The sequence below is a fragment of the Promicromonospora umidemergens genome, assembly GCF_024171995.1.
GTDB lineage: Bacteria > Actinomycetota > Actinomycetes > Actinomycetales > Cellulomonadaceae > Promicromonospora > Promicromonospora umidemergens.
Genome location: NZ_JAMTCT010000020.1, coordinates 1 through 11,955, shown reverse-complemented (window position 1 = coordinate 11,955; position 11,955 = coordinate 1). Strand labels below are relative to the sequence as shown.

General features: G+C 71.9%; 11 protein-coding genes. 7 read left to right on the top strand and 4 right to left on the bottom strand.

From position 1 onward, the window contains the following. Positions 1-9: 9 nt before the first annotated feature. Together APR04_RS23755 and APR04_RS23750 are read right to left on the bottom strand one after the other, a co-directional pair. The gene (locus APR04_RS23755) at positions 10-654 is read right to left on the bottom strand and encodes an HAD family hydrolase (protein ID WP_253875141.1); all 645 of its coding nucleotides are present in this window, start codon (positions 652-654) and stop codon (positions 10-12) included. A gap of 111 nt (positions 655-765) precedes the next feature. Continuing rightward, positions 766-1,326 (bottom strand): PTS sugar transporter subunit IIA, encoded by a 561-nt coding sequence (locus tag APR04_RS23750; RefSeq protein WP_301312923.1) that lies wholly within the window; start codon positions 1,324-1,326, stop codon positions 766-768. Between the two features lie 168 nt (positions 1,327-1,494). On the opposite strand from APR04_RS23750, the gene ptsP reads away from it, so the two are divergent. From ptsP to APR04_RS23735, 3 genes are all read left to right on the top strand, one after another. Next, entirely contained in the window at positions 1,495-3,144 is a 1,650-nt protein-coding gene (gene ptsP, locus APR04_RS23745; protein WP_253875139.1) for a phosphoenolpyruvate--protein phosphotransferase, read from the top strand. Positions 3,145-3,202: 58 nt separating this feature from the next. Next, the gene (locus tag APR04_RS23740) at positions 3,203-4,081 is read left to right on the top strand and encodes a sugar phosphate isomerase/epimerase family protein (protein WP_253875137.1); all 879 of its coding nucleotides are present in this window, start codon (positions 3,203-3,205) and stop codon (positions 4,079-4,081) included. A gap of 310 nt (positions 4,082-4,391) precedes the next feature. Next, positions 4,392-5,528, top strand: a complete 1,137-nt coding sequence (locus APR04_RS23735) for a magnesium and cobalt transport protein CorA (protein ID WP_253875135.1) — start codon at positions 4,392-4,394, stop codon at positions 5,526-5,528. A gap of 35 nt (positions 5,529-5,563) precedes the next feature. On the opposite strand, the gene APR04_RS23730 is transcribed toward APR04_RS23735, so the two are convergent. Beyond that, positions 5,564-6,169 carry a TetR/AcrR family transcriptional regulator gene (locus tag APR04_RS23730; protein ID WP_253875133.1) on the bottom strand — a complete coding sequence of 202 codons (606 nt, stop codon included), beginning with the start codon at positions 6,167-6,169 and terminating at the stop codon, positions 5,564-5,566. 258 nt (positions 6,170-6,427) lie between these two features. On the opposite strand from APR04_RS23730, the gene APR04_RS23725 reads away from it, so the two are divergent. Beyond that, positions 6,428-7,438 (top strand): hypothetical protein, encoded by a 1,011-nt coding sequence (locus APR04_RS23725; protein ID WP_253875131.1) that lies wholly within the window; start codon positions 6,428-6,430, stop codon positions 7,436-7,438. 507 nt (positions 7,439-7,945) lie between these two features. Beyond that, positions 7,946-9,034, top strand: a complete 1,089-nt coding sequence (locus tag APR04_RS23720; protein ID WP_253875129.1) for a pirin family protein — start codon at positions 7,946-7,948, stop codon at positions 9,032-9,034. On the opposite strand, the gene APR04_RS23715 is transcribed toward APR04_RS23720, so the two are convergent. Further along, positions 9,003-9,779 (bottom strand): NUDIX hydrolase, encoded by a 777-nt coding sequence (locus APR04_RS23715; RefSeq protein ID WP_253875127.1) that lies wholly within the window; start codon positions 9,777-9,779, stop codon positions 9,003-9,005. The genes APR04_RS23720 and APR04_RS23715 overlap by 32 nt on opposite strands. Before the next feature lie 89 nt (positions 9,780-9,868). Here APR04_RS23715 and APR04_RS23710 point away from each other — a divergent pair, with 89 nt between their 5' ends. After that, positions 9,869-10,906: an SPFH domain-containing protein gene (locus APR04_RS23710; protein WP_253875125.1), complete on the top strand. Its 1,038-nt coding sequence runs from the start codon at positions 9,869-9,871 to the stop codon at positions 10,904-10,906. Between the two features lies 1 nt (position 10,907). Beyond that, a complete protein-coding gene (locus APR04_RS23705) occupies positions 10,908-11,822 on the top strand; it encodes an NAD(+)/NADH kinase (protein ID WP_253875123.1) in 915 nt (304 codons plus the stop codon). Positions 11,823-11,955: the final 133 nt, after the last annotated feature.

The following is an 11,955-nucleotide window of genomic DNA, read 5'->3' as shown; positions in this document are numbered from 1 at the left end:
TCAGACGGCTCAGACGGCCAGAATCTCGGGTAGCTCGGTCAGCGAGTCGATGACCGTCGCCCGCCCGGCCCCCGGCCGGAGCGCGTGCAGGTAGCCCCACGGGCCACGGCGGAGCAGGATCGGGCGCATCCCCGCCTCGGCGGCGGGCAGCACGTCGTTGTCGAGCCGGTCGCCGACGTAGGCGATCTCCTCAGGCATGACTCCGGACAGCTCCGCGACCCGGGCGAAGAACCCGGGCTCGGGCTTCTGGACGCCCCACTCGTCCGAGGTGCGGATCGCGCTCGCCGGCAGGTCCATCGCCTCCAGCGAGGCACGGGCCTCGGGCGGCTGGTTCCCCGCGATGACGACGTCGAAGCCCGCCTCGCGCAGTGCCGCCAGGGCGGGCCGGACGTCGGCATACAGGTCGTCCGCGTCGAACCCGTTGCGCAGGCCGACCGGGTCGTCCTTGGCCCACCGGGCGATCTCGGCCTCGACGTCCAGGCCCGGACGCACCATCTCGAACGCGTCCCGGTGCGACAGGTCGAGCGCGGCGCAGCCGCCGAGCAGGCCGAGGAACGTGAGCGGGGGGACCCCGAGCCGCTCGGCCCAGCGGAGCCAGATCCGGGACTCGTCGATGAGTGTCTCTCCGACGTCGAACACCACGGTGCGCACCATGGGCAAGACCCTAGAGCGTGGACCGGCTGCCGCGACGAACCCGACGAGATGCGTGCGACACGCCGGTGATCGCGTGCCGTGCGTTGGGATCGTTCCGGTCGGACCGGAGCTTCACGCCAGGTGGAACAGCGGGTCCCCGGCCTGGACCAGGGTGCCCGGACGGGCCAGCTCCTCGAGCCCGAGCGGGGCGAGGTCCAAGGCGACGACCGGCACCAGGGGGGAGCGGCCGCCGTCGGACACCTCGGTAGGGGACCAGGCGATGAGCGCCTGGCCGGCCGTGACGGTCGCGCCCTCGGCGACGAGCAGCGTGAACCCCTGGCCCTTCAGCTGGACCGTGTCGATGCCGAGGTGCACCAGGACGCCCCTACCGCCGGCCGGGGGAGGACTCGCTGCGGGGTCCCCGAGGGCCGCCAGGTCCAGGCCTCGGCCCCGTTCCCTGGAGGCGTCCGGACCTGGCTGGTCGACGGGGGGCACCAGCAGCACGAACGCGTGCGGGTGGAGCTTCACGACCACACCCGCGCACGGTGCGACGACGCGTCCGCCCAGCTCAGGGTCGGGATCGATGGCGAGCCCCGGGCCGACGATGCTCTCCGCGAAGACAGGATCGGGCACATCGCGCATCGCGACCACCCGTCCGACGACGGGTGATCCGACGATCAGGGCCTCGGCCATGGGGTCATCCTGTCAGACGGCAGACTTCTCCGGGAGCGGACCCTCCGAGGGCGGTCCTTGCCGAGAGCGGACCTCGGCCGAGGGGCCAGGACCGAGCCTCGCCCGGCGGGGCGCTCGCGTGTAACGTTCCGAGCGCACTCGACGACGAGCCTTTGGGGGAGCGTACGGATGACGAGCGAGAGGCTCACAGGGGTCCCGGCCAGCCCGGGCAGCGCGGTGGGAGTGGTGGTCCGGATGCCGGCCCGCGTGCCAGAGCCCGGGACGAATCGCCTGTCGGGTTCGGCCGACGAAGCCGTCCTCGCCGTCGAGGAGGCCGCCGCCCGGGTGGAGGCCGACCTGGCGGAGCGTGCGGGTCGCGCGGCGGGCACCGCGGCCGACGTGCTCGCGGTCACCGCAGCCATGGCCGCTGACCCGACTCTCGCCGCGGGCGCCGCGCGGCGGGTCCGTGAGGACCGCCTCACCCCGGAACGCGCGGTGTGGGACGCGGCAGGGTCGGTGGCGACACAGCTGGAAGCACTCGGCCCGCCCATGTCGGAGCGGGCCCGCGACGTCAGGGACGTGCGCGACCGCATAGTCGCCGCGCTGACGGGCGCTGCCCCGCCCGGGGTACCCGATCCGGGGCACCCGTTCGTCCTGGTCGCGAGCGATCTCGCACCGGCCGACACCGCGATGCTCGATCCAGCGGTGGTGACAGCGGTCGTCACGGCGCGCGGCGGTCCCACGTCGCACATGGCGATCCTCGCCCGCGCCCTCGGTATCCCGGCCGTGGTGGCGCTGCCCAGCGCGAGCGACCTGGCCGACGGCGAGGAGGTGGTCGTCGACGGCACCCTCGGTACGGTCCTTCGCGGCCCCACCACTGCCGACATCGAGGGCGGCCGACGCCGGACCACCGCCGCCAGCTTCGACGGCCGGGGCGCCACCCGCGACGGGTTCGAGGTGGAGCTCGTGGCGAACGTCGCGGACCCCGCGGCGGCAGAGGTGGCCGCGGCCGCCGGCGCACGGGGGGTCGGCCTGTTCCGCACCGAGTTCTGCTTCCTCGGGCGAGGCGAGGAGCCCACCGTGGAGGAGCAGGTGACCGCCTACCGTGCGGTCCTCTCCCACTTCCCGGGCCGGCGGGTCGTCGTACGGACGCTCGACGCCGGCGCGGACAAGCCGCTGCGGTTCCTCACGCCGGAGCACGAGGACAACCCGGCGCTCGGCGTGCGCGGGTTGCGCACCGCCGTCGCACACCCGGACGTGCTGGACCGTCAGCTGGACGCGATAGCGCAGGCTGCCGCCGCTGAGCCGGCCGAGGTCTGGGTGATGGCGCCGATGGTCGCCACCGTGGACGAGGCCCGTGACTTCGCGGCCGCCTGTGCCGCGCACGGTCTGGCCCGGTCGGGCGTGATGATCGAGACGCCGGCCGCCGCGCTACAGGCCCGGCATGTCCTGGCGGAGGTCTCGTTCGCCAGTCTCGGCACCAACGACCTCACGCAGTACACGATGGCGGCCGACCGGGACCTGGCCGGTGTCGCCGCCCTGTCGACCCCGTGGCAGCCCGCTGTACTGGAGCTCGTCCGGGTGGCGTGTGAGGGCGGCGCGGTGCATGGTGCTCCCGTGGGCGTATGTGGCGAGGCGGCGGCGGACCCGCTGCTCGCTCCCGTGCTGGTGGGGTTGGGCGTAACGTCACTGTCTATGACACCCCGCGCGCTGGCCGACGTCGCGAGCACCCTGGCAGGAGTGTCTCGCGACGAGTGCGTGGAGCTGGCGCGGACAGTGCTCGAGTGCCCGACGGCACAGGCAGCTCGGGACGTCGTACGGGGACGTCTGCTCACGTGAACCCCATCTGAACTCCCCGGTCACATCACAGTCACGTAGGCGCTCTAAGGTGGCCCGCATGCCCGAACCGATCTGGACCGAACCACAGGAGCCGGCCGCACCCGACGTGCAGGTCACGCTCTCGACGGCATCAGTCTTCCCACGCCGCACGCCGCTGGCCTTCGATGCGGCGGCGGAGCTGGGCTATGACGGCGTCGAGGTCATGGTCTGGTCCGAGGAGGTCACCCGGAACCCGCGCTCCCTCGCCAAGCTGGCTGCCGACACGGGCATGCCGGTGCGCTCGGTGCACGCGCCGACGCTGCTGGTGAGCCAGCGGGTCTGGGGCCGGTCGCCGGTGGCGAAGCTCGAACGGACCGCTGAGATGGCGCTCGAGCTCGGTGCGGGCACTGTCGTGGTGCACCCGCCGTTCCGCTGGCAGTACAAGTACGCGCGGCAGTTCCAGGACCAGGTGCGCGCGCTGAGCGAGACGTCGGGCGTCACGATCGCCGTCGAGAACATGTACCCGTGGCGGGGCGGCAAGCGCGAGTTCCAGGCGTACCTGCCCGGTTGGGACCCCGCTGAGCACGACTACGACGCCGTCACCCTCGACCTCTCGCACGCGAGCGTGGCGCAGCAGGACGCCCTGACTCTGCTGCACACGTTCGGTGACCGCCTGCGGCACGTGCACCTGGCGGACGGCAACCACGGCGCGCGGGACGAGCACCTCGTGCCCGGCCGGGGCAGCATGCAGGCCGAGAAGGTGCTCCAGGAGCTGGTGGCGCGTCGCTGGAGCGGTGACGTCTGCGTGGAGATCTCGACCCGCGCGGCGCGCACGGCAGCAGAGCGGCATGACGACCTGGCCGCCTCGCTCCAGTTCGCGCGGGCCTACCTGTCGCCGACGCCGCAGGAGTTCCATACCCCGCCTGGAGTGCGCCACCGCCCCCACGACGCGTGGTGACGAGTGACGCTGCTCTCGAATGGGTCCGATCCGGGCCTCGACGTGGCTAGACTGGGTCCCTGTCGAGAACGTACGGCGCGGCGATCCGCCGCTGGGACCAAGGAGGTGGCGCGCATGACCCGCAGCGAGCCTCCGAGTAGTCCGAACCGCAGCTGAGCTGACGGTTCCCCGCCCGCGTGTCCGCGGGCTCTCGCGCACCGGTGCGCTCCGCCCCTTTCCCCTCGGGCGTGAGGTCCACCGGTCGTTCGGCCGTCTCTGCTGCGGTGTCCGTTCGCAGTCCGTTTCCTGCGCTCGACCCCAGGAGTTCCCCATGGCCACGTTCCTGCCCTCCCGTCCTTCTCGTCCGCTGCTGGGCGCCCGGCGCCAGCGCCGCGCCGTCGACGTCGTGCCCGACGTCGCCCCGCGCCCCGCCGAGCCGGCGCCCCGCTCTTCGGTGGTCGCTGCCGCGATCTACACCGACGGCGTTCGCACCGCCGCCTACGACAACCTCGCGGAGACGTTCAGCGCGCTCCGTTCGCGGCCAGGTGGCATGGCCTGGATCGGGCTGGAGCGGCCCGACGAGCGCGAGCTGACGTCGCTCGCCCGCGAGTTCGACCTGCACCCGCTCGCCATCGAGGACGCCATCCAGGCGCACCAGCGCCCCAAGATCGAGCGGTACGGCGACACCCTGTTCGTGGTGCTCCGCGCCGCGCGGTACCTGGACGACGCCGAGGAGGTCGAGTTCGGCGAGCTGCACGTCTTCGTGGGACCCGACTTCGTGGTGACCGTGCGCCACGGCGCCTCGCCTGACCTGGCAGCGGTGCGCAGCCGCCTGGAGTCGGACCGCGAGATGCTCTCGCGCGGGCCGGAGGCCGTCCTGTACGCGATCCTCGACAGCGTCGTGGACGGGTACGCGCCGGTCGTCGCGGGCCTGGACCATGACATCGACGAGATCGAGTCCGACGTCTGGGGCGGAGCCCCCGACGTGTCGCGGCGCATCTACGAGCTGTCCCGCGAGGTCATCGACTTCCAGCGGGCGGTGCGGCCGGAGCAGAGCCTCTGCGCGTCGCTCGCCAAGGGCGCCGACAAGTACGGCGTGGACCCGGAGCTCCAGACCTACCTGCGCGACGTCGCCGACCACCTCACCGAGGCCGCCGACCGCATCGAGGTCTTCCGGGCCGCGCTGCGCGACATCCTCACCGTGGCCGCCACCCTCGTCGCGCAGCGGCAGAACGAGGAGATGAAGCACCTGTCGGAGGTCAGCATCCGCCAGGGCGAGGAGGTCAAGAAGATCTCGGGCTGGGCGGCGATCCTGTTCGCGCCGACCCTCGTCGGCACGGTCTACGGCATGAACTTCGAGGCCATGCCGGAGCTCGACTGGGTGTACGGCTACCCGGCCGCTCTGGTCGCGATGCTGGCCGTGAGCGTGGGCCTGTTCGGCGTCTTCCGCTGGAAGCGCTGGATCTGACCGGACTCCCGCACGGCCACGACCCTGCCAGAGGGTCAGGCCGGGACCGGAGTCCTGGCCCCTACCGCGCGCAGCACGAACGACTCAGCGGCGCGGATGGTGCGCTCGCGGGCGACGGGCTCGTCAGGGATGAGCCGGCCGGACAAGCAGGCGTTGACGAGGTGCACCGTCGGTTCGATGTCCTGGGGCGGGAACGTCTCGGCATCGATGCCGGCGGCGAGGATGCGGCGGAGGATCGCCTCGACGATGTCGGCGTGCTCGCGCAGGCGCCGCTGTGTGGCACGCGACAGGACCGTCCGTAGGTCCGGGCCGGGGGCGAGGTGGAAGACGCGAGTGAGCTGGGCCTGCTGGCGGATGTAGGTACGCAGCTGCTCCACGGGGTCGTCCACGCCGTCGAGCGCGCGCTCCAGCGTGTGGGCGTACTGCTCGGTCTCGTGCGTGATGAAGCCGAGGAGCAGCGCTTCCTTGTCGTGGAAGTGGTTGTAGACAGCGGTCCGGCCGACGTGCGCCGCTGCGGCGATGTCGGCCAGGGTGATGGTGTCGAACCCGCGCTCCGCCATGAGCGTGGACAGAGCGGTGAAGAGCTTGTGCCTGGTCATCTGCCGGTGCTCGTGCAGACTCTTCCCGATGATCTTGGGCATGCTGACATCATAGGCACGCGCCGTCAGGTAACCGGAACTCCGGATCGGGGCACCGGGCGGTACCTGAAGCGTCATTTCCTGCGCATCTCGCACCTAGACCCTTAATGCCTATGTAAGTTCATAGGCATTAAGGTGAGGCGCTGTCGAAATTGCTGTCGCTCGGCGCCCTAACGCTGTGCGGGTGCTGTCACGAGCACGTTTCCTCTCCGTAACATGCCTGCATCATCGCTGAAAGTGACCGGCAGTAAAGTGCCCCGCATGACATTTCTGGCGGGTGTGATTCCAGCGGAACACGCCTCGGGTCACATTCTGATCCTGCCCAGTACGAACGGCCCCGTCACCGTCAGCGAGCTCGCTGCCGCGTGGTTCTCGGACATCGAATGGCTCCGAGAACCGTCCCGCACCTCGGGCGCGCGCCGGGTCGCCGGTGCCCGGTTCCGGGGTATGGCGCAGCCGGACACGATCGTCCCCGGTGTCATGCGCCTGGGGGAGGAGCACGTGGCAACCGGTCCGTTCGAGGTCGGCGAGGTGCACCTCGCCGAGCTCAAGGTCTCCGCGACGAAGGCCGAGGCGTACGCGGTGACGCGGTCGGACGGGCTGCGGGACGTCCGCGGCGCCGCCCCGTCGTCCTACGACGACCGCGACGGTATCGCTCGCACCTTCCCGCATGCGCTGCCGCAGGGCGAGGAGCTGCGCATCGTGCAGTGGATGGTCGCGGCGGCGCGCAAGTCGGGTGGTGCCGTGCTCGCGGACGGCAGGCAGGTGCTGCTCCCGGACGCAGCCGGATCGGTGAACCTGGCGCTCTACGCCGCACATCCGCTCATGTCGGGCGACGTGCTGCCGATGCTGCGGTCACTCATCGCCACCGCCGACGTCTCCGCCGAGCAGACCACGCCCGACGGGTCGCCGCGCTACACCCTCGCAGGCAGCACCGCGTACGACGGAGCGATAGTGGTCGACGTGGAGCGCGTCGACCGGGTGCCGCGCGCCCTGGGCACGCTCGACTGGCGGAGCTACGGACCGTTCGCGTACCGCATCGGCTGGCTGCCGGCCGACCCGTACGAGCTCGAGCTGGAGCACGTGCCCGGGCTGCATGCCATCGCCCGGGCTCGCATGCGCGTCTCGCTGGCCCGTCTCGCGGTGGCGCTCCAGAGCCGCATCGGAGGGGTCCTCGTGGACGACGGGGGCTTCATCGCCGCCCCGGAGGAGCTGGACGGGCGCAACGACCCGACCGGAGGTGGCGCTCCGGGGTCTCGGGCCTGGGTGTGACCGCCCTTTAGTTATCCACAGATTTTATCCACAGCCCTGTGTGCGGTGTGGTAAATCCAGGCCCGTTCCTGTGGATAAAACTGTGAGCGAAGGAAGGGTGAAAATCCCGAGGGCGCAGCGCTTGCCGCGCGTGCGCCACGCGGATAGAAACGTGGGCAATGGTTCGACGATTCGGGTGCGGATACGGTGGCTGCAGCAGTGCCGACCGGCCCGGGCATCGGACACATGGTTGACCGGAGAACGACAGGACGTCCCGTACCGCGGTACGGGCTGTGGATGACGTCACAGGTGCCTGTACGGGGCCGGAAGACCGCCCGCGTCCGAAGCGTCCGTGCAGAACAGACCTGGCGATCCGGATCTGACGGGCGTATCGGGGTCGTGACGTCAGCACGGCGCTCTGGTCCCGCTGTCTGCGGCCACGGGTGCGCGGTTCACGCCAGGGCTCCCGGCCTGCCCCGGGGGCCCTGGCCTTGCGCCCAGGTCCCGGACCGGACCTAGGCTCAGCGCATGAGCAACCTCGAGACCCGGCCGGCCGAGCAGGTCTGCGCTGCGGGTGAGCAGAGTGCTGGTATCGAGCTCCTCACCCCGCGCGACGTGCCGCTCGGTGGGCCACGGGCGATGAACGTGCGGCGCACCATCCCGCAGCGCGCCCGGTCCCTCGTGGGGGCGTGGTGCTTCAGCGACCACTACGGGCCCGACGACGTCTCGTCCAGCGACGGCATGCAGGTGCCGCCGCACCCGCACACCGGGCTCCAGACGGTGAGCTGGCTCTTCGAGGGCGAGATCCTGCACCGCGACTCCGTGGGTTCGCTCCAGACGGTCCGCCCGGGCGAGCTCAACCTCATGACGGCGGGCGTCGGCATCTCGCACTCGGAGGAGTCCCCCGCGCGGGGGCGTCCGGCCCTGCTGCACGGCGTGCAGCTGTGGACGGCGCTGCCCGGCTCGGCGCTCGGCGTCGACCCGCACTTCGAGCACCACGGCGATCTCCCGGTCGCACGGCACGACGGTGCTGTCGTCCGGGTGTTCATCGGGCGCCTCGCGGTGGGTGGCCAGGTGCTCGACTCGCCCGCGACGACGTACACACCGCTCGTGGGAGCGCAGATCGACCTGGAGCCCGGCGCGGCCGTCCGGCTCGACGTCGACCCGGCGCACGAGCACGCCCTGCTCGTGGACACGGGTGACGTGACGTTCGAGGAGAGCGGGGTGCCGCCGGCGAGCCTCGGCTACACGGCGCCGGGGCGACCCTCGCTCGTGGTGCGCGCGTCCGCCGGCGCGCCGGCTCGGGCGGTCCTGATCGGCGGCCTGCCGTTCGCCGAGGACGTCATCATGTGGTGGAACTTCATGGGCCGCACGCACGAGGACATCGTCAGGGCTCGCGATGACTGGATGGCGCTGGTCGCAGAGCTGGATCCTCCGACAGCCTCAGGGCGGCACCCTGAGACAGGCTCAGGACGACGTGCCGGGGCGACCGTGTACGCCGACGGCGCCGCCGACCGCCGGTTCGGCCAGGTGCGCGGCTATCCGAGCGGGCCGCTGCGCGCACCCGCACTGCCGGACCTCCGCCTCAAGCCGAGGGCGCGGCCCGGCCGGAGCTGACCGGCCGCATCAGCGGCGGGTGCAGCACGGCCGCCGTCGGGTCGACGCCGGCGGCGAGCCGGTAGAGCTCTGCCGGCCGGCCAGGGCCGCCTCCACCCAGGCGGCCGGTCGGTTCCAGGAAACCTGGCGTGCCCGTCGCCTTGCGGTGGAAGTTGCGCGCATCCAGCCGCGTGCCCCAGACCGCCTCGTACACGCCGCGCAGCTCCGCCACCGGGAACTCGGGCGGACAGAATGCCGCCCCGAGAGGCGAGTACTCGATCTTGGCGCGGGCTCGCTCGATGCCGTCGGCCAGGATGTGGTCGTGGTCGAAGGCGAGCCCTCCGGCGTTCCCGTCGACCGGGACCCAGCGCGCCTCGGCGGCGTCGCCGCCGGCCGCTGGTAGCCCGAACGCGGGCGCGAGCAGCAGGTAGGTCACGGAGAGCACAGGGCCGCGGGGGTCCCGGCCGAGCGGGCCGTAGGTCCGCAGCTGTTCCAGGTGCCATGGGCCCGCACCGGTCGCGCCGGTCGGCACCGTGAGCCCTGTCTCCTCCTCGAGCTCTCGCCCTGCCGCCTGCTCGAGGGTCTCTCCGGGCAGCACGAATCCGCCCGGCAGCGCGGCCTGGCCACGGAACGGCTCGAGGAGCCGGTCGACCACCAGCGCGTGCAGGGCTCCTTCGCGCACGGTGAGGGCCACGACGTCGACGGTGACAGGGAAGGAACCTGCCGTGTCGGGTACGGCTGGTCGGGTGCGTGCGGTGTCGGCCATGGCATCGACGGTACATTCTCGTCAGCTTGACGAAAAGCGGGCTCGGTATATATCGTCATAGTGACGACAAACCGGAGGAGACGTCGACGATGGCAACGATCAAGCACTACCCCTGGGTCCGGCAGTTCCTGGGCTCCGCGAGCGAGTACGTGGTGCACCTCAGCAACGGCAGCGTCCGGCACGAGGGCGTGGGCCAAGCCTTCTGGTTCCGCCCTGACATCTCGGTGCTCAGTGAGGTGCCTGCCACCGACCAGGAGCTCCCGGTCCTGTTCCACGCCATCACACGGGACCAGCAGGACGTCAGCGTGCAGACGAGCGTCACCTATCGGTTCGGTGACCCGGTCCTGGCGTCTCGACGCCTCGACTTCGGGATCTTTCCCGTCACGCAGGCGGGTCAGGAGGCGAGCGGCCGCCAGCAGGTGGGCGCCATCGTCGGCCAGCTCGCACAGAGCCTTACCGTCGACCTGATCGCGACCCTTGACCTGGCTGAGGCGCTGGAGTCCGGCATCGGGCGGGTGCGGACGGCGCTCGGCGCACTCGGCGACGACCCTCGCCTCGCCGCGACGGGAATCGAGGTGCTGGGCGTGCGGGTGCTGGCCGTCCGGCCGGAGGGCGACGTCGAGAAGGCCCTGCGCACGCCCGTCCGTGAGCGGCTGCAGTCCGAGGCCGACCGGGCGACCTACGAGCGGCGCGCCGTCGCCGTCGAGCGGGAGCGCAAGATCGCGGAGAACGAGCTCGCGAGCCAGATCGAGCTCGCCTCTCGACGCGAACAGCTCGTCGCACAGGAGGGCGCGAACCAGCGCCGCGAGGCCGAAGAGACCGCGGCGGCCGCCCTCGTGTCAGCGAAGTCCGACGCCGAGCGGCACGAGATCGCCGCGACCGCAGAGGCAGCCGCCGTACGGCAGCTCGGTGAGGCGGCGGCCGCCAAGGAAGCGGCGCTCATGGAGGTCTACGCCAACGTCGGGCGCGACGTGCTCACGGCGCTCGCCCTGCGCGACGCCGCCCCGCGCCTGCCGAACATCGGCTCGCTGACCGTCACGCCCGACCTGGTGAGCGGTCTCCTGGGCGCGCTGACCAACCGGACCGGCGAGTCGACGTCGGACGCCGCGCCGGCCGCTGGGCGCTGACATGGCGCTCCGCACCCGCGCGGTGCTGGTGCACCGTCGAACCGAGCTCGACGAGCTGCTCGACCGGCACGCCACCCGCGGCCAGGCGGCGTTCTTCCTCCGCACCCGCGGACGCACCCTTGCGGACGTCGAGGCCCGGCACGACGCCGTGGCCTCGGCCCGCCGGGCGGTCGCGGCGAGCGTGCCGTCCAGCTGGGCACTCGCCGAGGTGGAGCGCGCCGACCTGGACCGCTTCCTCTTCGCGCCCGAGGACGTCGTCGTCGTGGTGGGCCAGGACGGCCTGGTCGCGAATGCGGCCAAGTACCTGGACCGGCAGCTCGTGGTCGGTGTGAACCCGGAGCCAGGGACCAACCTCGGCGTCCTGGTGCGGCATGACGCCGACGGCGCCGCGCGGATCATCGGCAACCTTGCCACGACCGTTCGTGGTGCGGGCGAGGCGGCGTTCGCCGCAGTGCGCTGCGACGAGCTCACCATGGTGCACGCACGGCTCGACGACGGTCAGGAGCTCCGTGCCGTCAACGAGCTGTTTCTCGGGCACCCCAGCCACCAGTCCGCACGCTATGTGCTGGCCGCCGACGGCGAGTCGGAGCGGCAGTCGTCGTCGGGCCTGATCGTCAGCACGGGTACCGGTGCCACCGGATGGAGCGCCTCGATCGCGCACGACCGAGGCGGGCGCGGCCTGCCCGGGCGGACGGACCCGGCGCTCGCCTGGTTCGTCCGTGAGGCGTGGCCGTCGCCGGTCACCGGCGTCTCGATGACCGAGGGCCTGCTCGGCGGCGACGGCGAGCTCGTGGTGACCGTCCAGTCCGACCGGCTCGTAGTGTTCGGGGACGGCATGGAGTCCGACCGGCTCGAGGTGTCCTGGGGCCAGGAGGTCCGGATCGGGATGGCAGAGCGGCGGCTCCGGCTCGTGTGACCGGGCCGGCTCAGGCTCTACTGGTTGCGGCTGAGCCGGCGGTTTCGCTCCGGGCGCGTGCCTCGTTCCTCGGCCCGCACCCTGCGCTGCACCTCCGGCTCAGGCTCTACTGGTTGCGGCTGAGCCTGCGGTT

Bases quoted from the DNA above. Each gene is read 5' to 3' on its own strand.
- APR04_RS23755 (WP_253875141.1), bottom strand. From the start codon at position 654: ATGGTGCGCACCGTGGTGTTCGACGTCGGAGAGACACTCATCGACGAG.
- APR04_RS23750 (WP_301312923.1), bottom strand. From the start codon at position 1,326: ATGGCCGAGGCCCTGATCGTCGGATCACCCGTCGTCGGACGGGTGGTC.
- ptsP (WP_253875139.1), top strand. From the start codon at position 1,495: ATGACGAGCGAGAGGCTCACAGGGGTCCCGGCCAGCCCGGGCAGCGCG.
- APR04_RS23740 (WP_253875137.1), top strand. From the start codon at position 3,203: ATGCCCGAACCGATCTGGACCGAACCACAGGAGCCGGCCGCACCCGAC.
- APR04_RS23735 (WP_253875135.1), top strand. From the start codon at position 4,392: ATGGCCACGTTCCTGCCCTCCCGTCCTTCTCGTCCGCTGCTGGGCGCC.
- APR04_RS23730 (WP_253875133.1), bottom strand. From the start codon at position 6,169: ATGCCCAAGATCATCGGGAAGAGTCTGCACGAGCACCGGCAGATGACC.
- APR04_RS23725 (WP_253875131.1), top strand. From the start codon at position 6,428: ATGACATTTCTGGCGGGTGTGATTCCAGCGGAACACGCCTCGGGTCAC.
- APR04_RS23720 (WP_253875129.1), top strand. From the start codon at position 7,946: ATGAGCAACCTCGAGACCCGGCCGGCCGAGCAGGTCTGCGCTGCGGGT.
- APR04_RS23715 (WP_253875127.1), bottom strand. From the start codon at position 9,779: ATGGCCGACACCGCACGCACCCGACCAGCCGTACCCGACACGGCAGGT.
- APR04_RS23710 (WP_253875125.1), top strand. From the start codon at position 9,869: ATGGCAACGATCAAGCACTACCCCTGGGTCCGGCAGTTCCTGGGCTCC.
- APR04_RS23705 (WP_253875123.1), top strand. From the start codon at position 10,908: ATGGCGCTCCGCACCCGCGCGGTGCTGGTGCACCGTCGAACCGAGCTC.